Raw genomic sequence first — 26,403 nt, 5'->3', positions numbered from 1 at the left:
CAGAACCTGTACCACCCCGTGCACCAGGAGGCACCCGCCATGGCGGTCCCCGAGACGACGAACGAGCAGCGCGCCGAGCAGATACTCGATGTGTTCGACACCGCATTCGGTGAGCTGCTCGCCGCCGACCCCGCGGCCTTCCAGGTCAAATTCCGCAAGATGGCGGCCTCGGCCTTCGCCTTCTACCGCGGTACGGCCTGCCTCTTCTACGCCGACCTGGAGCGCGACCGCCACGGCGGCCCGTTCCTGGACGAGCGGACCGGCCGGGTCTGGATCCACGGCGATCTGCACGCCGAGAACTTCGGCACGTACATGGACTCCAACGGCCGCCTGGTCTTCAACGTCAACGACTTCGACGAGGCGTACGTCGGCCCCTTCACCTGGGACCTCAAGCGGTTCGCGGCCTCCGTCGCCCTGATCGGCTACACCAAGGCCCTCAGCGACGAGCAGATCGGCGAGCTGGTGCGGACGTACGCGGGCGCCTACCGGGAGCGGATCCACCGCCTCGCGACGGGCGCCAAGTACGAGGAGGTGCCCTCCTTCACCCTGGACACCGCCGAGGGCCCGCTGCTGACGGCCCTGCGCTCGGCCCGCTCACGCACCCGCTTCTCCCTGCTGGACTCGATGACCGAGATCCGCGACTACGAGCGCCGCTTCACCTCCGGCGGGGGCTCGATCGAGCTGGACGCGGCCACCCGGTACAAGGTGCTCGCCGCCTTCGACGGGTACCTGGAGACCCTGCCCGACGAGTCCCTGGTCCGGCCGGACTCCTACCGGGTCAAGGACGTGGTGGGCCGCCGCGGCGTCGGGATCGGCTCGGCCGGCCTGCCCTCGTACAACATCCTGCTCGAGGGGCACAGCGACGCCCTGGAGAACGACGTCGTGATCTACCTCAAGCAGGCGCAGACCCCCGCGGTGTCCCGGCACATCACCGACCGGGCGGTACGGGACTACTTCCAGCACGAGGGGCACCGCACGGTGATCTCCCAGCGCGCCCTCCAGGCGCACGCCGACCCGTGGCTGGGCTGGACCGAGCTGGACGGCTCCGGGCAGCTGGTGGCCGAGGTCTCCCCGTACGCGGTGGACCTGGACTGGTCGGACCTGGACGACCCGGAGGAGATCGCGGCCGTGGTCGCGGACCTGGGCCGGGCGACGGCGACCATGCACGCGGCGGCCGACGAGGCCGAGAGCGGGCACTCGCTGGTCCCGTTCTCCACCGAGCGGGCCATCGACGCGGCGATCGCCGCGGACGAGGAGGGCTTCGCGGAGCTGCTGGTCGACTTCGCGCACGCGTACGGCACCCGGGCGCGCGCCGACCACCAGATCTTCGTGGACCTGTTCCGCAACGGCCGCATCATGCATTGAGCGTTTTCGGCCGCGGGCCCCGGTCCGCACAGGACCGGGGACCCGTTTTCACAGGTACTCGTGGCAGACTCGCGGCGATGGACATATCGAGGGCAGGACTCCGGGGGCTGCGGGCCGCGCTGTTCAGCGCACTCGTCGTGCTGCTCTCGGCCGGCTCGCACGTCCTGATGTCCCGGGTCCCGCTGCCGCCCGCGCTGGTGGCCGGGGCCTTCACGGGCGTGTTCCTGGTCGCGTACGCGCTGGCGGGCCGCGAGCGGGGCTTCGGCCCCATCGCCGGGCTGCTGGTTCCGCTGGAGCTGGCCGCCGACGCGGTCTTCACCGCCGGGCAGCACGTCTGCTACGGCCCGGCCGGCGGGCCCGTCGCCGGGCCTCTGCGGGCGCTGGGCCTGGACGAGCTGTGCGGCGGCCCGCCGCTGGGCGGACCGCTGGCCGAGGTGCCCGGAGCCGTTCCCGACGCGGTGGCCCTGCTGGCCTCGCCCGGACCCTGGACCCCGTGGCTGCTGCTCGGCGCGCACGTCTCGGTCGGGCTGTTCGCCGCGGCCTGGCTGCGGTACGGGGAGCGCGCGCTGGGCCAGCTGCTGCGTGCCGTGGCCGCCTTCGCGTTCCGGCCGCTGCTGCTGGCGGCGGCCTCGGCGGCAGCCGCCGTCGGCCCGGTGCGGCGGGCGCTGCGCCCGGTCCTTCCGGGCGCGGGGGCCCGTACCCGCTTCCCCGCCCACTCCGTGGGACGCCGGGGACCTCCCGTACGCGGCGCGCTCGTCTGCGCCTGACCCACCCCACGTACGGCAGTCCCCCTTTCCTTGTGTCACATCCCACGGAGATCACCATGAGTTCACGCAACAGCCAGGCGAACAAGGCGGCGGCCCGCGAGCGGCTGCGCGCCGAGCGCGAAAAGCAGGCCAAGAAGGACAAGGTGCGCCGCCAGGTGCTGGTGGCCGGCGCCGTCGTCGCCGTCCTCGCGCTGGCCGGCGGCATCGGCTACGCGGTCGTGCAGGCCAACCAGCCGGGCGAGTGGGACAAGGCCGCCGACGCCACGCTGGTCGCCCCGAAGAACACCACGGGCGACAACGGCACCACCGTCGTCATAGGCAAGGCCGACGCCAAGAAGACCCTCGAACTCTACGAGGACGCGCGCTGCCCGATCTGCTCCCAGTTCGAGCAGAGCGTGGGCCCGCAGATCAAGAAGGACCTGGACGCCGGCAAGTACAAGATCCAGTACGTCGGCGCCACCTTCCTCGACAAGGGCTTCGGCGGCAGCGGTTCGAAGAACGCGCTGAGCGCGCTGGGCGCGGCGCTGAACGTCAGCCCCGAGGCGTTCCTGGAGTACAAGGGCGCCCTGTACTCCAAGGAGAACCACCCGGAGGAGCGCGACGACAAGTTCGGCAAGGACGACTACCTGCTGAAGATCGCGGACCAGGTGCCGGCGCTCAAGGGCAACGCCGAGTTCAAGAAGGCCGTCGAGGACGGTACGTACAACCGCTGGGCGCTCGAGATGTCGAAGCTCTTCGAGAAGAGCGGCCTCGAGGGCACCCCGTCGCTGAAGATGGACGGCAAGAAGATCGAGATCAAGATGACGCCGGAGGAGTTCACGGCCGCGGTCGACAAGGCCATCGCGGGCTGATCCACCCATAACGGACCGAACCAACGGGCAGGCGAACTCTGAGAGTTCGTCTGCCCGTTGCTTGCACAGGGGTGTTCCAACCGCTGTACCCGTCAGTAATATGCCGGTCCGTGACCAGTCATCTCCCTTCCCCCACTGCGGCAACTCCGCGCCGCCGTACGGTCGTCAAGGCCGCTGCGGCCACTGCCGCCCTCGTACCCTTCGCGACGGCCGCACTGGGCATCTCCCCCGCGTCGGCGGCCTCGAACGGGCCCGCCTTCCTGCACGGCGTCGCCTCCGGCGACCCGCTGCCCGACGGGATCCTGCTGTGGACCCGCGTGACCCCCACCCCCGAGGCCGTGCCCGGCTCCGGCGCAGGCCCGGCCACCGAGGTGACCTGGGAGGTCGCCGAGGACAAGGCCTTCTCCCGGATCGTCGTGAGCGGCTCGGTCACGGCGACCGCCGCCTGCGACCACACCGTCAAGGCGGACGTACGCGGACTGCGGCCGCAGACCCCGTACTTCTACCGGTTCACCGCCGGCGGCGCCGCCTCGCCGGTCGGGCGCACCCTGACCGCCCCGGGCCACGACGCGACGACGCCCGGCGTCCGCTTCGGCGTGGTCTCCTGCGCCAACTGGGAGGCCGGCTACTTCTCGGCGTACCGCCACCTGGCCGCCCGCACCGACCTGCACGCGATCCTGCACCTCGGCGACTACATCTACGAGTACGCGAACGGGGCCTACCCCGAGGCGAAGTACGTCGTACGCCCGCACGAGCCGCGGCACGAGATCCTCACCCTCGCCGACTACCGGACCCGGCACGGCACGTACAAGACCGACGCCGACCTCCAGGCCCTGCACGCCGCGCACGCGATCGTCGCGATCTGGGACGACCACGAGTTCGCCAACGACGCCTGGTCGGGCGGCGCGGAGAACCACACGCCGGGCGCCGAGGGCGACTGGGCGGCCCGTGCGGCCGCCGCCAAGCAGGCGTACTTCGAGTGGATGCCCGTGCGCACCTCCACGGCCGGCACCGTCTACCGGCGGCTGCGCTTCGGCACCCTCGCCGACCTGCACCTGCTGGACCTGCGCACCTTCCGCTCCCAGCAGGCCAAGATAGGCAGCGGCTCGGTGGACGACCCGGAGCGCACCATCACCGGGCGCGCCCAGCTGGACTGGCTCAAGTCCGGCCTCGCGAGCTCGAACGCGACCTGGAAGCTGGTCGGGACCTCGGTGATGATCTCGCCGGTGGCCTTCGCCTCGCTGCCCGCCCACCTACTGGCCCCGCTGGCGAAGCTGCTGGGCCTGCCCGAGGGCGGCCTCGCAATCAACGTGGACCAGTGGGACGGCTACACGGACGACCGCAAGGAGCTGCTGGCCCACCTGAAGGACCGGAAGATCAAGAACACGGTGTTCCTGACCGGCGACATCCACATGGCGTGGGCGAACGAGGTCCCGATGAACATGGCGACGTACCCGGGGTCCGGTACGGCCGCCACCGAGTTCGTGGTGACGTCGGTGACCTCCGACAACATCGACGACCTCCTGCACGTGCCGGCGGACACCGCGTCGCTGGTAGCGGAAGCGGCGATCAAGGCGGCCAACTGGCACGTGAAGTGGCTGGACATGGACTCCCACGGCTACGGGGTTCTGGACGTGACGGCCGAGCGTTCGCAGATGGACTACTTCGTCGTCTCCGACAAGCGGAATCCGGCCGCGACGGCCGCGTGGTCCCGCTCGTACCGCACGCCGAACGGCACGCAGAAGGTGGAGCGGGCGTACCAGCCGGTCGGCTGACGATCTTCTGACTGTCTGTCAAATCTGCTGTTCAGAGGGGCTCCTGGTGCAGACCAGGAGCCCCTTCGGCCTCAGAAGCAACAAATCTTTTACGTAAAGGGCTTGCTCAGTGCATGACATGGACACATAAGCTTCGCGCCAGCGTGAGGAAATCCCTCACCCCCCACCACGCTTCGCGAGGAGTCCACGTGCGCGCTTCCGCCCGCATATCCCCCATGCTCCGACGCCGCCTCATGGGCACGGCCGTTCTGGCCGGAACCCTGGCGTTCGCCCCGCTCACGGCCCCCACGACCGTGGCCGCGGCCCCCAAGACCGGCTCCGAGGCCTGTGCCGACGCCGGCACCTCCGCCAACGCCCGGGTCGCCCGCCCGAAGGACGACCACGCGGCCGACCCCAACGAGGTGACGGACGCCCAGGTCAAGGCCATGGACGCCGACCTGGTCAAGAAGAGCGCCGAGCTCGGCCCGCAGCGCCAGATGCGCGCCGCCGAGGTGACCGCCGCGACGACCATCCCGGTCTACGTCCACGTCATCACCTCCGGCACCGCCGGCAAGCTGACCGCCACGGACATCAACAACCAGATCGCGGTCCTCAACTCCGCCTACAGCGGCCAGGGCACCGGCAACGTCGACTCGGGCTACCAGTTCTCGCTGGTCTCCACCGACTACACCGACAACGCCGCCTGGTACAACGTCTCGGACGGCACCCAGGCCGAGAAGGACATGAAGAACGCCCTGCGCAAGGGCGGCGCGAACGCGCTGAACCTGTACACCGCCAACCTCGGCGGCGGCCTGCTCGGCTGGGCGACCTTCCCGAGCTCCTACGCCTCGCAGCCGAAGATGGACGGCGTGGTCGTCCTCAACACCTCGCTGCCGGGCGGCTCCGCCGCCAACTACAACGAGGGCGACACCGGCACCCACGAGGTCGGCCACTGGATGGGCCTGTACCACACCTTCCAGGGCGGCTGCTCGGGCAGCGGCGACTCCGTCTCCGACACCCCGGCCGAGAAGAGCGCGGCGTTCGAGTGCCCGACCGGCCGTGACAGCTGCACCAACAAGACGGGCGTCGACCCGATCCACAACTTCATGGACTACACGTACGACTCCTGCATGTACCAGTTCACTGCGGGTCAGGTGTCCCGCATGAAGAGCATGTGGAGCGCGTACCGCGGCTAGTCACGACCTGAAACGAATGAGGGGCAGGGCACGCATCGGTGCCCTGCCCCTCATTCGTTTCCCCTGCTCCTACAGACTGTCGAGGAAGGCGAGCGCGACCCGCCAGGTCTGCTCCGCGGCCTCCGCGTCGTAGTCGTCGAGCCCCGGGTCAGTGAACAGGTGCCCGGCACCCGGGTAGCGGTGCACCTCCACGTCCGCACCCGCGCGCTGCATCCGCAGGTACCAGGCGGTCAGCCAGTCGTGCGTCTCGAACGGGTCCGGATCCGCGATGTGCAGCTGCACCGGCAGCTCGTCGACCGCGGTGTCCTCCTCCAGGTCCGCCGTCCCGTGCAGGAGCAGCAGCCCGCGCGCCTTCTCGTCGGCCAGCGCCAAGTGCTGGGCGACGGAACCGCCGAAGGAGAAGCCGGCGTAGACCAGGCCCTGGTCGGAGTAGGGGGCGGAGGCCAGGACCGCGCGCTTGAGCAGCTCGTCACGGCCGATCTCGTCCCGGTGTGCCATGCCCTCTTCGACGGTCTCGAAGGTGCGCCCCTCGAAGAGATCCGGCACCTGGACCTGGTGACCGGCCGCGCGCAGCCGGTCGGCCGCCGCGTGCACCGCGGGCCGCAGCCCGTACGTCGAGTGGAAAAGCATGATGTTCATGCACCCCATCGTGCCATTCGTTGAATGGGAGGGGGCCGAGCCCGCGTTCCGGTTACGTTGAAGTGCATGGACACGGACACCGTTCTGCGCCCCATCGCGGTCCTCGGCGGCTCACTGGTCGTCACCCTGCTCGCCGGGTGGCTGCTGGACCTGCTGCTGCGCCGCGCCGACGCCCGGCACAGCGAGACCCCGCTGTGGGGGCTGCTGCGCCACTGCCGCCTGCCGTTCCAGCTCGTCCTGTGCACGACGCTGCTGTACGGCTCCCAACGCCGGGCCGGGATCCCCGCGGAATACGTGTTCGCCGTGGGCCGCGCCCTGACCCTCGTGCTGATCGCCTCGGCGGCCTGGCTGCTGGTGCGCATCGCGACGGCGGTCGTGGACTCCTCGTACGCCCGCTACGCGGACCGGAACCCGGACGACGCACGGGTGCGCCGGGTCCGCACCCAGGTGACGCTGATCCACCGGGTGGTCACGGCGGTGGTCGTGGTGGTCGCGGTGGCGGCGATGCTGCTCACGTTCCCGCCGATGCGGGCGCTCGGCGCCTCGATGCTGGCCTCGGCGGGCGTCCTCGGCATCGTGGCGGGCATCGCCGCGCAGTCCTCGCTGGGCAACCTGTTCGCCGGACTGCAGATCGCCTTCGGCGACACGGTGCGGATCGGCGACACGGTGGTCGTGGACCAGGAGTGGGGCACGGTCGAGGAGATCACCCTGACCTTCCTCGTGGTGTGCACCTGGGACGAGCGCCGGATCACCATGCCTGTGTCGTATTTCACAGGCAAGCCGTACGAAAACTGGTCACGCGGCGGCGCTCAGATGACCGGGACGGTGTTCTGGCACCTGGACCACAGCGCACCGCTGGACCTGATGCGGGAGCAGCTCCAGCGGATCCTGAAGGAGATCCCGGAATGGGACGGCCGCACCGGCAGCCTGGCGGTCACGGACACGACCCCGCACACGATCCAGGTCCGGGCGGTGGTCACGGCGAAGGACGCCACCGACATCTGGACGGTCCGCTGCCAGGTCCGCGAACGCCTGATCACCTGGTTGCTGGCCCACCACCCGTACGCCTTGCCCCGCATCGCCACGTCCCCGGCGGACCCGCGCCCGGCCACGTCCGGCCCCGCCGGCGATTGAGGCGCGGGGTCCGGGGCGGAGCCCCAGGAAGCCGGACCGCAGGTGCTCAGGGGCCGAAGGTCAGGCGGAACAGGGCCCCACCGCCCGGAGCCGGCTCCGCCACCAACTCGGCTGCATGCGCCCGGGCGATCTGGCGGGCCATCGCGAGCCCCAGCCCCGACCCCGGCAGGGCACGCGCCGCCCCCGCCCGGTAGAAGCGGTCGAACACGTACGGCAGATCCTCGGCCGCAATGCCCGGCCCGTGGTCCCGTACCGTCAGCTCGGCCCCGCCACCACCGCCCCGCGACACCAGCTCCACCTCCACCGGCGCCCCCGCGGGACTGAACTTCGCCGCGTTGTCCAGCAGGTTCGACACCAGTCGCGTCAGCCGCGCCGGAACCCCCGGCACCACCACCGCCTCCTCCCCGCCCACGCGGACGTGTACCGGTACCGACGGCCAGTGCGCCCGCGCAGCCTCCGCGCAGTGCTCCACCAGCGGAGCCAGCCGGACCTGTTCCACCAGCGGCTGCGGCTCCTCGTCCCGGGCCAGCTCGATCAGGTCGTTCACCAGCCCCGTCACCTCCCGCAGCTGCCGCCCCAGCGCGAGCGAGGCCCGCTCGCGCTGCTCCACCGTCAGCCGCTCCCCCCGCGCCAGCAGCTCCGCGTTCGTCCGCAGCGCGGTCAGCGGGGTCCGCAGCTCGTGCGAGGCGTCCGCGACCAGCCGCCGCTGCGCCGTCACCGACTGCTCGAGCTCGCCCAGCATGGTGTTGAAACTCCCGGCGAGCCGGGTGATCTCGTCCTCCCTGCCCGGCGGCCCCGGCGGCGGCAGTTCGATCCGGTGCCGCGGATCCCGCGTCGCCGCGATCCGCTCGGCGGTGGCCGTGAGCCGGGTCACCGGGGCCAGCCCGGTCCGCGACACCCAGTACCCGAGCCCGGCCGCCACCAGCACCCCGGCCCCGCCGATCAGCGCCAACCACCACGCCGCCTCCTCGATCCCCTTCTCGACGGTGTCGGCCCGCAGCGCCACCTGCAGCGCCCGCCCCTTCGCGTAGTCGGTGGTGAGCATCCGCGTCGGGTGCCCCGCGTGCACGATGTCCGTGTAGTACGGCGCGTGCCGCCCGGCGGCCACCGCCCGCGCCGCCGCGTCCACGGGCAGCAGGTACGGCGCGGCCGGGTCGCCCGCCGGGTCCGCCGGCACCACCTCCGCGCAGGCCGGCGCCGCCAGGAACCGGCACTCCCCGGCCAGGGTCCCCGGCCCGGAGTCCGGGTTGCGCTGGGCCGCTAGCCGCGCGGACTGGGTGAGGCTCAGGTTGAGCTGCTCGTACAGGGCGCTGCGTACGACGAAGAACGCCGCCGTGCACACCCCGACCGCGACCAGCGCCACTGCCGCGGTGACCGCCAGCGCCAGCCGGGTCCGCAGCGGCCGCCGTCTGCGCCAGCGCGCCCCGAGCCTGCGCCGCCCTTTCCTGGGTCCGCCGCCGCTCACGCCGTGCCCAGCCGGTACCCGACCCCGTGGACGGTGTGCACCAGCCGCGGCTCGCCGCCGGCCTCCAGCTTCCGCCGCAGGTAGCCCACGTACACGGCCAGCGAGTTGGAGTCCGGCCCGAAGTCCCGCCCCCACACCAGCTCCAGGATCAGCTCCCTGGGCAGCACCTGCCCGGGGTGGCGCAGCAGCAGCTCCAGCAGTGCCGCCTCGGTGCGGCTGAACTCCAGCGGCCGCCCGCCGCGCCTTCCGGTGCGCGTCTCGGGATCGAGCACCAGGTCCGCGAACCCGAGTACGGCCGCACCGGCCGGATCGGGCGCGGCCCGCCGCAGCAGGGCCCGGACCCGGGCCACCAGCTCGTCCAGCGCGAACGGCTTGACCAGGTAGTCGTCGGCGCCCGCCTCCAGGCCGTCGACCCGCTCGCTCACCGAGTCCAGCGCGGTCAGGACGAGTACGGGCGTACGGTCGCCCAGCGCGCGCAGCTGTCGGCAGACCCCGAGCCCGTCCAGCACGGGCATCATCACGTCGAGCACCACCGCGTCGGGCTGCCAGCCGGCCACCTCCGACAGCGCGGCGAGCCCGTCGGCGGCTCCCCGTACCTCGTACCCCTCGACGGCCAGCCCGTCCTGGACGGCGGCCCGGACCTCGGGCTCGTCGTCCACGACCAGGATCCGCTGCCCACTCGTGTGCGCACTCGTGCTGCTCATGCGGCAAAGCCTGCCAAACAGTTCTGAGAGAACCTCTTAGAACGTTCTTAGGGCGCACCGGAAGCCTGCGCCCATGACCACTCAAGGCACAAGAGGCACACGAGACACGCAAGGAATGCCGCCCCTGTCGGTCGTGATCGGCGCGGGCGGCACCGGCGGCCACATCTACCCCGGGCTCGCCCTCGCCGAGGCGCTGCGCGCGGCCGTCCCCGATGCCGTGGTCTCGTTCATCGGGACCGAGCGGGGCCTGGAGACCGAGCTGATCCCGGCCGCCGGCCACCGCCTGCACACGGTGGACATGATCCCGTTCGACCCGTCGCTCGGCGCGAAGCGCTATCTGCTGCCCGCCGCGCTGCTGCGCTCGGCCGGGCAGGCCCGGTCGGTGATCCGGGCCCAGGGTGCGCACGCCGTCGTCGGCATGGGCGGCTACCCGAGTGCGCCGGCCGTGCTGGGGGCCAGGATGGCGGGGCTGCCGGCCGTCATCCACGAGTCCAACGCGGTGCCGGGCCGCGCCAACCGGTTCGCGGCCCGGCTCACCCCGCACATCGCGGTGGCCTTCGACCGCAGCCGGGCCCATCTGGCGGGCGGGGCGCACGCCCTGACCACCGGAATGCCGATCTCCGCGGCCCTCGCCCGGCTGGCGCAGCTGTCGCGCCCGGAGCGCGCGGCCCTGCGCGCGGAGGCCCGGCGGGCCCTGTACGTCCCCGACGGCCGCCGCCTGATCGTCTTCAACGGCGGCAGCCTGGGCGCGGCCCGGCTCACCGCGGCCGCGGTCGGGCTGGCCGGGCTCTGGCAGGGGCGGGACGACGTACAGCTGCTGATCAAGACGGGTCCGCAGGCGCTGCCGGACACCGCCGCCGATCTCGCGGCCTGCGGAGGGCAGCGGATCGCCCGGGCCGTGCCGTACCTGGACCGGATGGACCTCGTGTACGCGGCCGCCGACCTGGTGGTGTGCCGTGCCGGGTCCGCGACGGTGGCCGAGCTGGCGGCGACCGGCGTCCCGGCCGTGCTCGTCCCGTACCCCCACGCCCCCGGCGACCACCAGACCCACAACGCCCGGGTCCTCATCGACGCGGGTGCGGGCCTGCCGCTGCCGGATGGCGAGACCACGGCCGACCGGCTGGCGGTCCTGCTCGGCCCCCTGCTGGCCGACCCGGCCCGGCTGTCCGCGATGGCCGGCGCCGCCGACCCCGGCCCGCACGCCCGGGCCGCCGAACTGCTGGCCGCGCAGGTCCTCCGCGTGGCCGGCGTCCCCCTTCCCACCCTGGAGCGCATATGAACACGCACACGCACACGACCACGGCGAACCCCTGGACGGACCGGACGGTCCTGGTCACCGGAGCGGAGGGGTTCATCGGGTCCACCCTGGTCGACCTGCTGGTGGCCCGGGGCGCCCGGGTCCGCGCCTTCGTCCACTACAAGCCGTACGCGGAGAAGGGCAACCTGGCGCGGTACCTCGCGGACCCCGACGGCCCGGTGGAGATGTGGGCGGGCGACATCCGCGACGCGGGCCGGGTCAGCGACGCGGTGGAGGGCTGCGACACGGTGTTCCACCTGGCGGCGCTGATCGGGATCCCGTACAGCTACGCCTCGCCGGGCGCATATGTCCAGACCAACGTGACCGGTACGGAGAACATGGCGGAGGCCTGCCGCCGCCACGGGGTGCGGCGCCTCGTGCACACCTCCACGAGCGAGGTCTACGGAACCGCCCTGACGGCCCCGATCGCCGAGACCCACCCTCTCCAGCCGCAGTCCCCGTACTCGGCGTCGAAGATCGGCGCGGACATGATGGCGCTGTCGTTCCACCACGCGTTCGAGCTGCCGGTGACCGTGGTGCGGCCGTTCAACACGTACGGCCCCCGCCAGTCGGCGCGCGCCGTGATCCCGACGATCCTGGCGCAGCTGCACGCGGGTGCGCGGGAGATCCGCCTCGGCTCTCTCTCCCCGACCCGGGACTTCACGTACGTGACGGACACGGCGGAGGGCTTTCTCGCGGTGGCGGAATGCGACCGGGCACTGGGCGAGGTGGTCAACCTCGGAACGGGCCAGGAGATCTCCATCGGGGCCTTGGCGCAGGCCCTGATCCAGGCATCGGGCCGCGACGCCCGCGCCGTGGTGGACGAGACCCGCCTCCGCCCTGCGGGCAGCGAGGTCCAGCGCCTCCTGTCGGACAACTCCCGGGCCCGCGAATGGGCGGGCTGGCAGCCGAAGGTCTCCCTGACGGAGGGCCTGTCCCACACGTCGGCATGGATGGCCTCGAACCTCTCCCTCTTCGCCCCGTCCCACTACCAGGTCTGACCCCACCCCCGGCCCGGCACCGCCGCCGGCCCCCGCACCCCGGCGGGGGCCGGGGCCAAGGGCCGGTCAGGTGCTGCGGAGACTGCGGACGTCCAGGTGGCGCAGGACCCGGTCCACGATCTCCGGATCCGCGCCGGGCTCGCTGCGCGCCGAAAGCACCTCGTGCCGCGCCGCCGACATCATCTCCCGCTGGATCCGCTGGACGTCCCGGATCCGCTCCACCCGCTTCGCGTACGCCTCCCGCCGCTCCTCGTCGACCATGTCGGGGCTGATCCTGGCCCCCACGTCGTACGCCCGCCGGTACAGCACCTCCACCAGGTCCTCCGGGAGGTCCTCCACCTCCTCGATCTCCTTCAGCCGCCGCTTCGCGGCCTTCGCCGCGCGGATCGCCAGCTGCCGTTCCGTCTCCCGCTCGGCATCCTCATCGGCCTCCACACCCAGAAGCCGCACCAGCCACGGCAGTGTCAGCCCCTGGCACACCAGCGTCACCATGATCACGGCGAAGGCGATGAAGATGATCTGGTCCCGCCCCGGAAACGGCGCCCCGCCCTCCACCTTCAGCGGAATGGCCAGCGCCAGCGCCACCGAGGCCACCCCGCGCATCCCGGCCCACCACATCACCACGCTCTCCCGCCAGCTCAGCGGGATCTCCTCGTCGTAGTCGCGCCGCGTGTGCAGCCGCTTGGCCAGCCACCCGGCCGGCAGCAGCCACGTCAGCCGTACGCCGACCACCACCGCGATCACGGCGGCCGCCCACCCCGCCATCTCCCACGCGCGGCCGGCCGCGACGCCGAACACGTTGTGCAGCTCCAGCCCGATCAGCCCGAAGGCCACGCCCGTGACCAGCATGTCCACGACCTCCCAGAAGGTGTGCCCGGCGAGGCGCCCCAGCACGTCGTCCGCGTCGGTCGCGTACTCGGCGAGGAACAGGGCCGTCGTCAGCACGGCCAGCACCCCCGACCCCTTGAGCTCCTCGGCCAGTACGTACGACACGAACGGCACCAGCAGCGTCAGCCCGATCTGCAGCGTGGCGTCGCCGAGCCGCCCCATGAGCGCGTTGGCGGCCCAGCCCAGCAGGAGCCCGACACCGACCGCGACCACGGCGGAGAGCACGAACTCCCCCAGCGCCTCCGGCCAGGAGAAGCTGCCGCTCACGGCGGCGGCGATGGCCACGTGGTACAGCACGATCGCGGTGACGTCGTTGAACAGGCCCTCGCCCTCCAGGATCGACACCATGCGGCGCGGCAGCCCGAGCGATCCGGCGACGGCGGTCGCGGCGACGGGGTCGGGCGGGGCCACGAGCGCGCCGAGCGCAAGGGCCGCGGCCGGCGGCAGCCCGGGGACGACGGCGTACGCGACGGCGCCGACGGCGGCGGTCGTGACGAACACGAGGGCCACGGCGAGCAGGAGGATCGGCCGGACATTGGCGGCGAACTGCCGCCACGAGGTGCGCTGCACCGAGGCGTAGAGCAGCGGGGGCAGCACGAGCGGCAGGATGAACTCGGGCGGGATGTCGACATTCGGCAGGACCGGCACCAGCGCGAGCACGACCCCGCCGATGGTCATCAGGACGGGCGCGGGCAGCCCGAGCCGATCCCCGAGCGGCACGGTGACCACGGCCCCGAGCAGCAGCACGAACAGCAGAGCAAGCTGATCCACTCCCCCACCCTGCCGTACGGCTGGCCGCGTAATCCCACGCCCCGTCGAAGCCTCGCCCGCCTGGCGGGTCCCCCGCGCTGGCCGAAATCCAGCCCCGCCGGCGTTTGAGGCGCGGGGGTTCGGGGGGCATCGCCCCCGCAACGGCGCCACACGGGTCCGGGCAGGGCCCGGGTGGGGGTCCCCGGACGGAGTCCGGGGGGAGATGAAAGGGCGGGGCCCCGGCTACGGCAGGTGGCGCCGCATCGCCCGGTGCGGGATGCCCGCGTCCTCGAATTCCGGCCCGTAGGCCACGTACCCCAGCCGGGCGTAGAAACCGAGGGCATGCGTCTGCGCGCCCAGGTCAACGGCCGAGAGCCCCAACCGCCCGGCCTCCGCCTCGATGGCCCGCACCAGCGCCACCCCCACACCCAGCCCGCGCGCGGCCTTGCGTACGGCCAGCCGACCGAGCGAGCCGACCGTCAGGTCGCCGCCCGTCTTGCCCAGCGCCGCCGGCCCGTACAGCAGCCGCCCGGTGCCCAGCGGTTCCCCGTCCGGCCCCACGGCCAGCACGTGCACCGCGACCGCGTCGTACGCGTCGTACTCGATCGACTCCGGCACGGACTGCTCGACCACGAACACCTCGGTCCGCACCGCGAAGCACGCCGCCACGTCCGCCTCGGAGGCGGCCACCCGGACGGCGAAGTCCGTGCCGGACGTCACTCGCTCTCGGCCCGGATCACGTCCAGCGCGTGCTGGAGGTCCGCCGGGTAGGTGCTCTCGAACTCCACCCACTGGCCGTCCGACGGGTGCTCGAAGCCGAGCCGCACCGCGTGCAGCCACTGCCGGGTCAGGCCCAGCCGCTTCGCGACGGTCGGGTCGGCGCCGTACGTGAGGTCGCCGACGCAGGGGTGCCGGTGCGCGGACATGTGCACGCGGATCTGGTGCGTACGCCCGGTCTCGAGCTTGATGTCGAGCAGCGAGGCCGCGCGGAAGGCCTCGATCAGGTCGTAGTGGGTGACGGAGGGCTTGCCCTCCTGGGTCACGGCCCACTTGTAGTCCGCGCTGGGGTGGCGGCCGATCGGGGCGTCGATGGTGCCGCTCATCGGGTCCGGGTGGCCCTGTACGAGCGCGTGGTAGCGCTTGTCCACGACCCGCTCGCGGAACTGGTTCTTCAGCGAGGTGTACGCGCGCTCGGACTTGGCGACGGCCATCAGGCCGGACGTACCGACGTCGAGGCGGTGCACGACGCCCTGGCGCTCGGACGCACCGGAGGTGGAGATCCGGTAGCCGGCGGCGGCGAGGCCGCCGATGACGGTGGTGCCGGTCCAGCCGGGGCTCGGGTGGGCGGCGACGCCCACCGGCTTCATGATGACGACGATGTCGTCGTCGTCATGGACGATCTCCATGCCCGGGACGGGCTCGGCGACGAGCTCGACCGGCCGGGGCGGCGCGGGCATCTCGACTTCGAGCCAGGCGCCGCCGTGCACGCGCTCGGACTTCCCGACGACGCTGCCGTCGACCGACACCTTCCCCGCGGCGGCGAGCTCGGCCGCCTTCGTCCGGGAAAAACCGAACATACGGGCGATGGCGGCGTCGACGCGCTCGCCCTCGAGGCCATCGGGAACGGGCAGGGTGCGGATCTCGGGAATCGTACTCACCTGTCGAGTATGCAGGACTCGGCAGCGCAGCTTTCCCGCGAACGGTGGCCGACCGGTGCGCGATCAGTCCTTGTGGACCGTGCCGTCCGGGTCCAGACCCTTGAACGACAGCAGCACGATCAGGATGCCGCCGCACACGATCGCCGAGTCCGCGAGGTTGAAGACCGCGAAGTGGGCGGGCGCGATGAAGTCGACGACGGCCCCCCGGAACACCCCCGGCGAACGGAAGATGCGGTCGGTGAGATTGCCCAGCGCACCGCCCAGCAGCAGGCCCAGCGCGATCGCCCACGGCAGGCTGTAGAGCTTCCGGGCCAGCCGCACGATCACGATGATCACGGTGGCCGCGATGCAGGTGAAGATGATGGTGAAGGCCTCGCCGAAGCCGAAGGCGGCGCCCGGGTTGCGGATCGCCTCGAACTTCAGCAGGTCGCCGATGATCCGGATCGGCGGCTGGTGCTCCAGCTTCGCGACGACCAGCATCTTGCTGCCGAAGTCGAGCAGGTAGGCGAGCACCGCGACGACGAGCAGCGCGACGATCCGCCGACGCCCCTTGGGCTCGACGGACTCCGGCTGGGCGCCGTCCCCGACCTCCGGCGTACCGATGATGCTCTCCGCCTCTGCCACGTGAGTCCCTCGACTAGCTCGAACCAGGTTGCCGACGACACAGCCCTGCCAGGTCCCTGGACCCTGACGAGACACGAGAGTACGTCAGGGTCCGCCTGCGGCGGCAGCCCGGCCCGTGCCGTCTCAGCGCCCGCTCAGTGCCGCCGCTCCTGCTTCTGCTTGCAGTCCACGCACAGCGTCGCCCGCGGGAAGGCCTGCATCCTGGCCTTGCCGATGGGCTGGCCGCAGTTCTCGCAGAGCCCGTACGTGCCCGCGTCCAGCCGTTCCAGGGCCCGCTCGGTCTGTTCGAGCATCTCGCGGGCGTTCGCGGCGAGGGCCAGCTCGGACTCCCGGGTGATGTTCTTGGTGCCCGTGTCGGCCTGGTCGTCGCCCGCGCCGTCGCCGGAGTCCCGCATCAGCCCCGAGATGGCCTCGTCGGAGGCCTGCAGCTCGTGCCGCAGCCGCAGGACCTCGCTCTGCAGCTCGCTGCGCGCCTCGGCGACCTCCGCCGGGGTCCAGGGGTCCTCGCCGGGCCGTACGGCCAGCTCGCCCGGCGCCAGGGCCGCCGTGGCCCTGGCCTTCGGCAGGCCGCTGGTGGCGGCCGCAGCCGTCTTCCTGGCCGTGCCGGTGCTCTTCTTGGCAACCACTTTCCGGGCTCCCGTCTGTTGCGCGGCGTGCGCCGCCCCCTCGGCCCCGGCCGCCTTGGCCGTGGCCTTCCTCGCGGTCGTCTTCCCGACGCCGGTCGCCTTCTTCGCGGCCGTCTTGTCGACGGCCGTCGTGTTCACGGCCGAGGTCTTCTTGGCCGGGGTCTTCCCGGCGGCCGCCTTCACGGCCACCGCCTTCTTGGCCGCCGTCTTCTTGGCGGGCGCCTTCTCGGCCGCCTCGGCCACCGCCGTGGTCGCCTTGGTCGCCGGCTTCGCCGACTTCACCGAATTCACCGCCGTCCCGGCCGCCGGCTTCGCGGCCTTCTTCCCGACAGCGGTCGCTTTCGGGGCCGGAGCCGCATTCTCGGCCGACGTCGCCTTTCCGGCGGCCTTTCCGACAGCCTTGTCGGCAGTTCTGTCGGCGGTCTTCTTCGCCACCATGGCCGCGGCCCCTTCACATACTGTGATCTTGCGCGCGAATCGTGCCGGAACGATAAATCGACTCCGGCCTCGCGGCAACGGGGCACGCGTCCATCGATGCCAACCTGCATCCGTTGTGCCCATCAGGGAGCCCGGTAATCCGCCCCACCCGTCACACCGGAGCCCGGACCGGCCCATCGGCCCGTTCGGGTCATGCCACGCCCCCGCCCGGCCGCCGCCCCGAGGCCCGCCGGAACCCCCGCCCCGACCCCCCGTAAACCGGTCTGCCGAGCGCGCCCCCGCCCCGTACACTGGGCCCAGCGAGAGGCATGGACGGGGACGAGTAGCGTCACACGCAGCCATGAGCGACCCGGGGACGGTGAGAGCCCGGGGGCGAGCGCGATGCGAAGGATCACCCCTGAGCCGCCGGAAGAAAGCCCGCACGGATTCCCGTGGGGCCAGTAGAACCGGCTTCGCACCCCAATGAGGGGGCCACCGGATCCGTCCGGCGGCCAAGGAGGGTGGTACCGCGGGAGCAGCAGTCGGCTCTCGTCCCTCCGGACGGAAGTGACATCCCGCCGGAGGAAGAGTTCAGCCTCATGACCACACCGCCGCAGTACCGCCCGGTACCCGCCCAGGTCGACCTGCCCGCCCTCGAGCACGCCGTTCTCGACTTCTGGCGCGAGAGCAAGACCTTCGCCAAGACCCTGGAGCAGTCCGAGGGACGCCCCGAGTGGGTCTTCTACGAGGGCCCGCCCACCGCGAACGGCATGCCCGGCGCGCACCACATCGAGGCCCGCGTCTTCAAGGACGTCTTCCCCCGGTTCCGCACCATGCGCGGCTATCACGTGGCCCGCAAGGCCGGCTGGGACTGCCACGGCCTGCCCGTCGAGCTCGCCGTCGAGAAGGAGCTGGGCTTCAACGGCAAGCAGGACATCGAGGCGTACGGCATCGCCGAGTTCAACGCCAAGTGCCGCGAGTCCGTGACCCGCCACACCGACGCGTTCACCGAGCTCACGACCCGGATGGGCTACTGGGTCGACCTGGACGACGCCTACCGGACCATGGACCCCGAGTACGTCGAGTCCGTGTGGTGGTCGCTGAAGGAGATCTTCAACAAGGGCCTGCTCACCCAGGACCACCGCGTCGCCCCCTGGTGCCCCCGCTGTGGCACCGGCCTCTCGGACCACGAGCTGGCGCAGGGCTACGAGACGGTCGTCGACCCGTCCGTCTACGTCCGCTTCCCGCTGACCTCCGGCCCGCTGGCCGGCGAGGCGGCGCTGCTGGTCTGGACCACGACCCCCTGGACCCTGGTCTCCAACACCGCCGTGGCCGCCCACCCCGACGTCACGTACGTGGTCGTCCGCCGTACCGGCGTCGAGGACTCAGAGAAGCTCGTCGTCGCCCAGCCGCTGCTGGAGAAGTCCCTGGGCGAGGGCTGGGAGGCCACCGGCCAGACCTTCACGGGCAAGGAGATGGAGCGCTGGACGTACCAGCGCCCCTTCGACCTCGTCGAGTTCCCTGCTCCGGCCCACTACGTCGTGAACGCCGAGTACGTCACGACCGAGGACGGCACCGGTCTGGTCCACCAGTCCCCCGCCTTCGGCGCCGACGACCTCGCGGTCTGCCGCGCGTACGGCCTGCCGGTCGTGAACCCGGTCCGCCCCGACGGCACCTTCGAGGAGGAGGTCCCGCTGGTCGGCGGCGTCTTCTTCAAGAAGGCCGACGAGAAGCTGACCGCCGACCTCGACGCGCGCGGCCTGCTCTTCAAGCACATCGCCTACGAGCACAGCTACCCGCACTGCTGGCGCTGCCACACCGCGCTGCTGTACTACGCGCAGCCGTCCTGGTACATCCGCACCACCGCCGTCAAGGACGCGATGCTGCGGGAGAACGAGAAGACGAACTGGTTCCCGGACTCGGTCAAGCAGGGCCGCTTCGGCGACTGGCTGAACAACAACATCGACTGGGCGCTGTCGCGCAACCGGTACTGGGGCACCCCGCTGCCGATCTGGCGCTGCGAGGAGAACCACCTCACCTGCATCGGCTCCCGCGCCGAGCTGAGCGAGCTGTCCGGCCAGGACCACAGCGCGCTGGACCCGCACCGCCCGTACATCGACGACGTCACCTTCACCTGTACGGCCGAGGGCTGCTCCCTCGAAGCCGTCCGCGTCCCGGAGGTCATCGACGCCTGGTACGACTCGGGCTCGATGCCGTTCGCGCAGTGGGGCTACCCGTACAAGAACAAGGAGATCTTCGAGAAGCGCTACCCGGCGCAGTTCATCTCGGAGGCCATCGACCAGACGCGCGGCTGGTTCTACACGCTGATGGCGGTCGGCACCCTCGTCTTCGACAAGTCCTCGTACGAGAACGTGGTCTGCCTGGGCCACATCCTCGCCGAGGACGGCCGCAAGATGTCCAAGCACCTGGGCAACATCCTCCAGCCGATCCCGCTCATGGACCAGCACGGCGCGGACGCGGTGCGCTGGTTCATGGCGGCCGGCGGCTCCCCGTGGGCAGCCCGCCGGGTCGGCCACGGCACGATCCAGGAGGTCGTCCGCAAGACGCTCCTCACGTACTGGAACACCGTCGCCTTCCAGGCCCTGTACGCCCGCACCTCCGGCTGGGCCCCCTCGGCGGCCGACCCGGCCCCGGCGCAGCGCACGGTCCTGGACCGCTGGCTGATCTCCGAGCTGAACACCCTGGTGGCCGAGGTCACCGAGGCGATGGAGTCCTACGACACCCAGCGCGCCGGCAAGCTGCTGTCCGCCTTCGTGGACGACCTCTCGAACTGGTACGTGCGCCGCTCCCGCCGCCGCTTCTGGCAGGGCGACAAGGCCGCGCTGCGCACCCTCCACGAGGTCGTGGAGACGGTCACCCGCCTGATGGCCCCCCTGACCCCCTTCATCGCGGAGCGGGTCTGGCAGGACATGATCGTCCCGGTCACCCCCGACGCCCCGGAGTCGGTGCACCTCTCCACCTGGCCGGTCGCGGACACCACGGCGATCGACCCGACCCTGTCCCAGCACATGCAGCTCGTACGGCGCCTGGTGGAGCTGGGCCGCGCCACGCGCGCCGAGTCGGGCGTCAAGACGCGCCAGCCGCTGTCGCGGGCTCTGGTGGGCGCGGTGGGCTTCGACGGCCTGTCGCCGGAGCTGCGGTCGCAGATCACGGAGGAGCTGAACGTCTCCTCCCTGGCCTCGCTCTCCGAGGTCGGCGGCTCGCTGGTGGACACGACCGCCAAGGCGAACTTCCGGGCGCTGGGCAAGCGCTTCGGCAAGGGTGTCCAGGACGTGGCGAAGGCGGTGGCCGCGGCCGACGCCGCGGCGCTGTCCCTGGCCCTGCGGTCCGGCTCGGCGGTCATCTCGCTGAACGGCGAGGAGATCTCCCTCTCCCCGGAGGAGGTCATCATCACCGAGACCCCCCGCGAGGGCTGGTCGGTGGCCTCCGACTCCGGCGCGACGGTGGCCCTGGATCTGGAGATCACCCCGGAGCTGCGGCTGGCGGGCCTGGCCCGTGACGCGATCCGCCTGATCCAGGAGGCCCGCAAGAACTCCGGCCTGGACGTCGCGGACCGGATCGCCCTGCGGTGGTCCTCGTCGGACCCGGAGGTCGTCACGGCCCTGACGGACCACGCGACCCTGATCGCGGACGAGGTCCTGTCAACGGACTTCGCGTCCGGCGACGCGGACGCCGCGTACGGCGAGCCGTTCACGGACGAGTCCCTCGCACTGACGTTCCGCCTCCGCAAGGCGTAAGCGCCGGCGGCCCCTGCGGCCGCTCTGTGGCCCGATCCCCGCCAGGGGGTCGGGCCACAGCCATTTCTCCCCGCCCGGCACATCCGGCCCCGCCGGAGTTTGAGGCGCGGGGTCCGGTGTGGAGCCCCAGGGAACGGCTAAAGGGCGGGGCGGGGAGAAGGCTCCGCGCAGCGGGACCTCGCCACCGCTCCGCGTACCGGTACCGGTACAGGTACGGCCCGCGCCCCGCAACGGTGGCGGGACGCGAAACGGGCCGGGCCCGGTGCCCCCGTGGGGGAACCGGGCCCGGCCCGTGAAGCGACTGCCGCCGACTGGCGAGCGGCGCCTAGTTGTCGTCCTCGTCGATCAGGAAGCCCCGCATCGGCGACGGCGCCTGCTGCATCGGCTGCGGACCGGCCGGCCGCACCGGAGCCATCGGCTGCGTCATCGCGGGAGACATCTGCTGCTGACCACCGTACGAGGGGCCGCCCATCGGGGACGGGCCACCCATCGGCGAGGGACCGCCCATGGTCGACGGAGCGCCCATCGACGGGTTGCCCATCGAGTGGCCCATCGCTCCGGCCGGAGCCATCGACGGCGTCGGCGACGGCGGCAGCGCCGGACCGGCCGGGTTGCGCGGCGGGGCCAGGGAGTCGTCCGCCTGGGTCTCGAGCTGGCGCAGCTGCGACTCCAGGTAGGACTTCAGACGCGTACGGTACTCACGCTCGAAGCCCCGCAGGTCCTCGACCTTGCGCTCCAGCGTGGCGCGGGCGGACTCCAGGGAGCCCATCGCGACGCGGTGCTTCTCCTGCGCGTCCCGCTCCAGCGCGTCGGCCTTGGCGCGGGCGTCCCGCTCCAGGCCTTCGGCACGGCTGCGAGCCTCGCCGACGATCTTGTTGGCCTCGGATCGGGCCTCCGCGATCGCCTGGTCGGCGGTCTGCTGCGCCAGCGACAGGACGCGGGCGGCGCTGTCGCCACCGGGACCCTGCTGCGGGAGCTGCGGCTGCTGCATCTGCTGACCCATGGGCTGCATCTGCTGGCCCATCGGCTGCATCTGCTGGCCCATGGGCTGCATCTGCTGGCCGAGCGGGTTCTGGCCGCCCATGGACTGCTGACCCATGCCCTGCTGACCCATGCCCTGCTGGCCCATGCCCTGCTGGCCCATGCCCTGCTGGCCCATCTGCTGCTGGCCGCCCATGGTGTGCATGGGGCCGCCCATCGGGCCCGGACCGCCCGGACCCTGCGGTCCGTGTCCGCCGGGGCCGGCCGGAAGCTGCGGCGGGCCGCCCGGAAGCTGCGGCGGGCCCATCTGCGGCGGGCCCTGCTGCGCCGGCGGGCCGGATATGGCCGCGGGCACAGGGGCACCGGGGCCGCCGGGGCCTCGCTGGTCCTGGGGTTCCGGCTTGCGCATCCCCTGCTGCTGCTGGTTCTGCGCGGCGGCACGCGTGGCGGCAGCCAGCTTGGCGCGCAGGTCCTCGTTCTCGCGCAGCAGGCGCGTCAGTTCGGACTCGACCTCGTCGAGGAAGGCATCGACCTCGTCCTCGTCATAGCCTTCTCGGAGGCGGACGGTCGTGAACTGCTTGTTCCGCACGTCCTCGGGAGTCAGCGGCATGTCTTCTTCACCTCTACGTAGTCGTCGGCAGTCGGCAGGACCGTATCGGGACTGTCCCCGCGCCTGCGGGGAAGCTCATCGTTCACACGCTTCTCGCAGCGGTGCTCACGAAACTGATGAGGATGTAAACGATGATCATCAGAACGAAGAAGGACAGGTCGAGTGCCACGCCCCCGAGACGCAACGGCGGAATGAATCGCCGGAGAAGCTTGAGCGGTGGATCGGTGACAGTGTAGGTGGCCTCAAGGACGACCACCATCGCCTTGCCGGGTGTCCATGAACGTGCGAACTGGAAGACGTAGTCCATCACCAGTCGGAAGATCAGCACGATAAGGAAGCACATCAGCACGATGTAGACCACCTGCAGTGCGACGCCCATCCCGCGCTTCCCTCTCCCCTGCTCTCGCTCTGTCCCCGGCCCCGTGTCTGACGGATCGGTCTAGCTTTGGTTGAAGAACCCGCCCTCCGCGATGCGGGCCTTGTCCTCCGCCGTGACATCGACGTTAGCAGGCGACAGCAGGAACACCTTCTGTGTCACGCGTTCAATGCTGCCGTGCAGACCGAAGACGAGGCCGGCGGCGAAGTCGACAAGTCGCTTCGCGTCCGTGTCGTCCATCTCCGTGAGGTTCATGATCACCGGAGTGCCCTCACGGAAGTGTTCCCCGATGGTACGGGCCTCGTTGTAGGTCCGGGGGTGCAGCGTCGTGATGCGGTACGGCTCCCGCTCGGAGACGACCTTGGGCATGATCACGGGGGCGTTCTTCTCCAGGTTCGAGCGTTCAGGTGTGATGGATGCCACGGGGGCAATTCGCGCAGGACGTCCGTTTTCCAGCGGCAATGGGATGGGTTCCCGTTGCGCCGGAGGCTGGGCAATTCGTACCGGTTCGTCCGTTACGGGCGGTTGGTGCACGGGCTGCTGGCGCCGGCGATCCCGCTCCGGTTCCGGCTCGGGCTCGAACTCGTCGTCGGGGTCGTACCCCGGGTTGTCGTACCGGTCGTCCTCCACGAGGCCGAGGTAGACCGCCATCTTGCGCATCGCGCCGGCCATTCTCTGAGTCCTCCGCTCTGTGGTGGATCGCCCTGTCGCAGGTGTGTCGCTGTGTCACCAAAGTCACCAACTGCCCGCGATCCACGTGGTCCGTCCGCCCATCAGCGGTAATGACCATATTTTCTGCTGTGGTCCGACTTTCTTCGCGACGTTACCCGAGCCGGGGTCTCGCGCCGAGTACCGCAGTGCCGACGCGTACATGTGTCGCACCGGCCACAACGGCCTGTTCCAGGTCTGCACTCATCCCGGCCGACACCATCGTGGCAGTCGGATGGTCCGCGCGCAGGCGGGATGACAATTCCACCAGCCGCTCGAAAGCGGCCTGTTCGCGTCCCGCGTAGGACCCGGCCAGCGGAGCCACGGTCATCAGACCGTCGATCCGCAGTCCGGGCGCCCCGGCCACGAGGTCCGCGAGTTCGGCGAGCTGCTCCGGAGCGGCTCCGCCACGGATGCCGCGCTCCCCCGACTCGGCGTCGAGGGCGATCTGTACGAGGCAGCCGAGTTCGCGCCCGGCCGCCTCCGCGGCCGCCGAGAGCGCCGTGACGAGCTTCGGCCGGTCGACCGACTGCACCACATGCGCGTATCCCGCCACGGAACGGACTTTGTTCGTCTGCAACTGGCCCACGAAATGCCAGCTGAGCGGCAGATCCGCGCAGGCCGCAGCCTTGGGGGCGGCATCCTGGTCGCGATTCTCCGCCACATGACGGACTCCCAGGTCCGCCAGCAGTCGTACGTCGCTCGCGGGGTAGGTCTTGGTGACGACGATAAGTGTCACCTCGTCCCGTCCGCGCCCCGCGGCCGCGCAGGCGGACGAGATACGTTCCTCCACCCGCGCGAGGTTCTCCGCGAGCTCCGACTTACGATCCGTCATTCTTCTTTTCCCCCGGGGGTCCGGGGGTCTCCCCCCGGGAAAGCTCTGTCAACCAGACATATCCGGCAAGCCGCCCGGTCACCCGGTCGCGGCGGTACGAGAAGTGGTCCCGCGACTCCAGTGTGCAGACCGGCGAACGGTGCAGGTTCACCACCCCCGCCTCCGCGAGCTGGGCGTGCACCCCGGCGACCACATCGACGGACGGCGTCCCCCAGCTCGTCTCGCCGTAGGCGGCCGGTACCGCCTCGGCGACCGCGTCCCGCATCTCGGCCGGCACCTCGTAGCAGCGGCCGCAGATCGCGGGGCCGGTCCGGGCGATGATCCGCCCCGGCTCGGCCCCGAGGGAGACCATCGCCTCCACCGCGGCGGGTACGACCCCGGCGACCAGTCCGGGCCGGCCCGCGTGGGCCGCTCCCGCGACCCCGGCGACGGGGTCGGCCAGCAGGACCGGGGTGCAGTCCGCGGTGAGCACCGCGAGGGCGAGCCCCCGACGGGCGGTCACCACCGCGTCCACCGCCGGCACGTCGGCGGCGGGGCCCCAGGGTCCGGGGACCACCGCCACGTCCTTGCCGTGCACCTGGTTCATCCAGACCACGTGGTCCGGCCCGATGCCCAGGGCCCCGGCCGCCACCGCCCGGTTCGCGAGAACGGCGGCCGGGTCGTCTCCGACCGCGCCGCCGAGATTGAGCTCCTCGTACGGAACGGCGCTCACCCCGCCCCACCGGTCGGTGAAGGCGAAGCGGGCGCCGTTCTCGATGTGCTGGTCCAGCGTCACTTCAAGAAGTCCGGAACGTCCAGTTCCTCGGCCGGGCTGTCCTGGTACGGCCGGGCCGTCGGGACCTGCGGCGACGGGGCCGCGGCCTCGGCCGGAACCGCCTCGACCGGGGCCGGCGGCTCTTCGCGCGGGGTGACCGTGCCCAGTCCGCCGAAGGCCGGGCGCACCGGCTCGGCAGCGCGGACCGGCGCCGGGGCCGGCTCCTCGCGCTTGGTGGACGCGGCGCCGATGACGTTGTCCCGGCGGGCCGGGGGCTGGCCGCCGTCGAAGCCGGCGGCGATGACGGTGACCCGTACCTCGTCGCCGAGCGCGTCGTCGATGACGGCGCCGAAGATGATGTTCGCCTCGGGGTGGGCGGCCTCGCTGACCAGCTGCGCGGCCTCGTTGATCTCGAAGAGGCCGAGGTCCGAGCCACCGGAGATGGAGAGCAGCACGCCGCGGGCGCCATCGATGGACGCCTCCAGCAGCGGCGAGGAGATGGCCATCTCGGCGGCGGCCACGGCGCGGTCGTCGCCGCGGGCGGAGCCGATGCCCATCAGGGCCGAGCCGGCCTCGGACATCACGGACTTCACGTCGGCGAAGTCGAGGTTGATCAGACCCGGGGTCGTGATGAGGTCGGTGATGCCCTGGACACCCGAGAGCAGGACCTGGTCGGCCGACTTGAAGGCGTCCAGGACCGAGACCTGGCGGTCCGAGATGGACAGCAGCCGGTCGTTGGGGATGACGATGAGGGTGTCGACCTCTTCGCGGAGCTCGGCGATGCCGTCCTCCGCCTGGTTCGCACGGCGCCGGCCCTCGAAGGTGAACGGCCGGGTGACCACACCGATCGTCAGGGCGCCGAGCGAGCGCGCGATGTTGGCGACGACGGGTGCGCCGCCGGTGCCGGTGCCGCCGCCCTCGCCGGCGGTGACGAAGACCATGTCGGCCCCCTTGAGGACCTCCTCGATCTCCTCGCGGTGGTCCTCTGCCGCCTTGCGACCGACTGCCGGGTTGGCGCCGGCGCCGAGGCCCCGGGTGAGTTCACGGCCGACGTCGAGCTTGACGTCGGCGTCGCTCATCAACAGCGCCTGGGCGTCCGTGTTGATGGCGATGAACTCGACGCCCTTGAGACCGACCTCGATCATTCGGTTGATGGCATTGACACCACCGCCGCCGACACCGATGACCTTGATGACTGCGAGGTAGTTCTGCGGTGCTGCCACGTCGAAGGCCTCTCGCCTCGAG

The 26,403-nt window shown here is 71.6% G+C and carries 23 protein-coding genes; 9 read left to right on the top strand and 14 right to left on the bottom strand.

Annotation, left to right across the window (positions count from 1 at the left end; genetic code table 11):
* Positions 1-39: 39 nt before the first annotated feature.
* From AB0M76_RS24865 to AB0M76_RS24845, 5 genes are all read left to right on the top strand, one after another.
* Positions 40-1,365, top strand: coding sequence for a DUF2252 domain-containing protein (locus AB0M76_RS24865; protein ID WP_365954949.1), 1,326 nt, complete (start codon positions 40-42; stop codon positions 1,363-1,365).
* A gap of 77 nt (positions 1,366-1,442) precedes the next feature.
* Positions 1,443-2,132: a hypothetical protein gene (locus AB0M76_RS24860; protein ID WP_365954948.1), complete on the top strand. Its 690-nt coding sequence runs from the start codon at positions 1,443-1,445 to the stop codon at positions 2,130-2,132.
* A 56-nt stretch (positions 2,133-2,188) separates the two neighbouring features.
* Positions 2,189-2,983 (top strand): thioredoxin domain-containing protein, encoded by a 795-nt coding sequence (locus tag AB0M76_RS24855; RefSeq protein ID WP_365954947.1) that lies wholly within the window; start codon positions 2,189-2,191, stop codon positions 2,981-2,983.
* A 110-nt stretch (positions 2,984-3,093) separates the two neighbouring features.
* Positions 3,094-4,758, top strand: a complete 1,665-nt coding sequence (locus tag AB0M76_RS24850; RefSeq protein ID WP_365954946.1) for an alkaline phosphatase D family protein — start codon at positions 3,094-3,096, stop codon at positions 4,756-4,758.
* Between the two features lie 233 nt (positions 4,759-4,991).
* A complete protein-coding gene (locus tag AB0M76_RS24845; protein ID WP_365955021.1) occupies positions 4,992-5,933 on the top strand; it encodes a zinc metalloprotease in 942 nt (313 codons plus the stop codon).
* Positions 5,934-6,002: 69 nt separating this feature from the next.
* Here AB0M76_RS24845 and AB0M76_RS24840 read toward each other — a convergent pair whose 3' ends face one another.
* Positions 6,003-6,581, bottom strand: a complete 579-nt coding sequence (locus tag AB0M76_RS24840) for a dienelactone hydrolase family protein (RefSeq protein WP_365954945.1) — start codon at positions 6,579-6,581, stop codon at positions 6,003-6,005.
* Between the two features lie 57 nt (positions 6,582-6,638).
* Between AB0M76_RS24840 and AB0M76_RS24835 the strand changes: the two genes are divergently transcribed.
* Positions 6,639-7,706 (top strand): mechanosensitive ion channel domain-containing protein, encoded by a 1,068-nt coding sequence (locus tag AB0M76_RS24835; RefSeq protein ID WP_365954943.1) that lies wholly within the window; start codon positions 6,639-6,641, stop codon positions 7,704-7,706.
* Positions 7,707-7,752: 46 nt separating this feature from the next.
* On the opposite strand, the gene AB0M76_RS24830 is transcribed toward AB0M76_RS24835, so the two are convergent.
* Together AB0M76_RS24830 and AB0M76_RS24825 are read right to left on the bottom strand one after the other, a co-directional pair.
* Complete coding sequence (locus tag AB0M76_RS24830; protein ID WP_365954941.1) at positions 7,753-9,171, bottom strand: HAMP domain-containing sensor histidine kinase; 1,419 nt, start codon at positions 9,169-9,171, stop codon at positions 7,753-7,755.
* Entirely contained in the window at positions 9,168-9,875 is a 708-nt protein-coding gene (locus tag AB0M76_RS24825; RefSeq protein WP_365954940.1) for a response regulator transcription factor, read from the bottom strand. The genes AB0M76_RS24830 and AB0M76_RS24825 overlap by 4 nt, the downstream gene beginning before the upstream one ends.
* 115 nt (positions 9,876-9,990) lie before the next feature.
* Here AB0M76_RS24825 and AB0M76_RS24820 point away from each other — a divergent pair, with 115 nt between their 5' ends.
* Positions 9,991-11,154 carry a UDP-N-acetylglucosamine--N-acetylmuramyl-(pentapeptide) pyrophosphoryl-undecaprenol N-acetylglucosamine transferase gene (locus AB0M76_RS24820; RefSeq protein ID WP_365954939.1) on the top strand — a complete coding sequence of 388 codons (1,164 nt, stop codon included), beginning with the start codon at positions 9,991-9,993 and terminating at the stop codon, positions 11,152-11,154.
* A complete protein-coding gene (locus tag AB0M76_RS24815) occupies positions 11,151-12,173 on the top strand; it encodes an SDR family NAD(P)-dependent oxidoreductase (protein WP_365954938.1) in 1,023 nt (340 codons plus the stop codon). Before AB0M76_RS24820 ends, AB0M76_RS24815 begins: the two co-directional genes overlap by 4 nt.
* A 66-nt stretch (positions 12,174-12,239) precedes the next feature.
* Here AB0M76_RS24815 and AB0M76_RS24810 read toward each other — a convergent pair whose 3' ends face one another.
* The 5 genes from AB0M76_RS24810 to AB0M76_RS24790 all read right to left on the bottom strand — a co-directional run bounded on the left by AB0M76_RS24810 (position 12,240) and on the right by AB0M76_RS24790 (position 17,157).
* Entirely contained in the window at positions 12,240-13,832 is a 1,593-nt protein-coding gene (locus AB0M76_RS24810; RefSeq protein WP_365954937.1) for a Na+/H+ antiporter, read from the bottom strand.
* Positions 13,833-14,054: 222 nt separating this feature from the next.
* The gene (locus AB0M76_RS24805) at positions 14,055-14,531 is read right to left on the bottom strand and encodes a GNAT family N-acetyltransferase (RefSeq protein WP_365954936.1); all 477 of its coding nucleotides are present in this window, start codon (positions 14,529-14,531) and stop codon (positions 14,055-14,057) included.
* The gene (locus tag AB0M76_RS24800) at positions 14,528-15,469 is read right to left on the bottom strand and encodes an RluA family pseudouridine synthase (RefSeq protein WP_030291914.1); all 942 of its coding nucleotides are present in this window, start codon (positions 15,467-15,469) and stop codon (positions 14,528-14,530) included. Before AB0M76_RS24800 ends, AB0M76_RS24805 begins: the two co-directional genes overlap by 4 nt.
* A gap of 63 nt (positions 15,470-15,532) precedes the next feature.
* Positions 15,533-16,093: a signal peptidase II gene (gene lspA / locus AB0M76_RS24795; protein ID WP_365954935.1), complete on the bottom strand. Its 561-nt coding sequence runs from the start codon at positions 16,091-16,093 to the stop codon at positions 15,533-15,535.
* A gap of 134 nt (positions 16,094-16,227) precedes the next feature.
* On the bottom strand, positions 16,228-17,157 hold the full coding sequence (locus AB0M76_RS24790) for a TraR/DksA family transcriptional regulator (protein WP_365954934.1): 930 nt from the start codon (positions 17,155-17,157) through the stop codon (positions 16,228-16,230).
* Between the two features lie 578 nt (positions 17,158-17,735).
* Between AB0M76_RS24790 and ileS the strand changes: the two genes are divergently transcribed.
* Positions 17,736-20,894, top strand: a complete 3,159-nt coding sequence (gene ileS / locus AB0M76_RS24785) for an isoleucine--tRNA ligase (protein ID WP_365954933.1) — start codon at positions 17,736-17,738, stop codon at positions 20,892-20,894.
* Positions 20,895-21,219: 325 nt separating this feature from the next.
* Here the strand turns inward: ileS and AB0M76_RS24780 are convergent, their stop codons facing one another.
* The 6 genes from AB0M76_RS24780 to ftsZ all read right to left on the bottom strand — a co-directional run bounded on the left by AB0M76_RS24780 (position 21,220) and on the right by ftsZ (position 26,381).
* Positions 21,220-22,485, bottom strand: a complete 1,266-nt coding sequence (locus AB0M76_RS24780) for a DivIVA domain-containing protein (RefSeq protein ID WP_365954932.1) — start codon at positions 22,483-22,485, stop codon at positions 21,220-21,222.
* Positions 22,486-22,567: 82 nt separating this feature from the next.
* The gene (locus AB0M76_RS24775; RefSeq protein WP_053689581.1) at positions 22,568-22,864 is read right to left on the bottom strand and encodes a YggT family protein; all 297 of its coding nucleotides are present in this window, start codon (positions 22,862-22,864) and stop codon (positions 22,568-22,570) included.
* A gap of 60 nt (positions 22,865-22,924) precedes the next feature.
* A complete protein-coding gene (sepF, locus tag AB0M76_RS24770) occupies positions 22,925-23,533 on the bottom strand; it encodes a cell division protein SepF (RefSeq protein WP_030291906.1) in 609 nt (202 codons plus the stop codon).
* A 151-nt stretch (positions 23,534-23,684) separates the two neighbouring features.
* Complete coding sequence (locus AB0M76_RS24765; RefSeq protein ID WP_365954931.1) at positions 23,685-24,404, bottom strand: YggS family pyridoxal phosphate-dependent enzyme; 720 nt, start codon at positions 24,402-24,404, stop codon at positions 23,685-23,687.
* Positions 24,391-25,179: a peptidoglycan editing factor PgeF gene (gene pgeF, locus AB0M76_RS24760; RefSeq protein WP_365954930.1), complete on the bottom strand. Its 789-nt coding sequence runs from the start codon at positions 25,177-25,179 to the stop codon at positions 24,391-24,393. The genes AB0M76_RS24765 and pgeF overlap by 14 nt, the downstream gene beginning before the upstream one ends.
* Entirely contained in the window at positions 25,176-26,381 is a 1,206-nt protein-coding gene (gene ftsZ / locus AB0M76_RS24755) for a cell division protein FtsZ (RefSeq protein WP_365954929.1), read from the bottom strand. The genes pgeF and ftsZ overlap by 4 nt, the downstream gene beginning before the upstream one ends.
* Positions 26,382-26,403: the final 22 nt, after the last annotated feature.

It is taken from the genome of Streptomyces sp. NPDC051364 (assembly GCF_040682115.1).
Classification (GTDB): Bacteria; Actinomycetota; Actinomycetes; order Streptomycetales; family Streptomycetaceae; genus Streptomyces.
The sequence above is the reverse complement of the archived record's forward strand: the minus strand, read 5'-3'. Positions and strand labels throughout refer to the sequence as shown.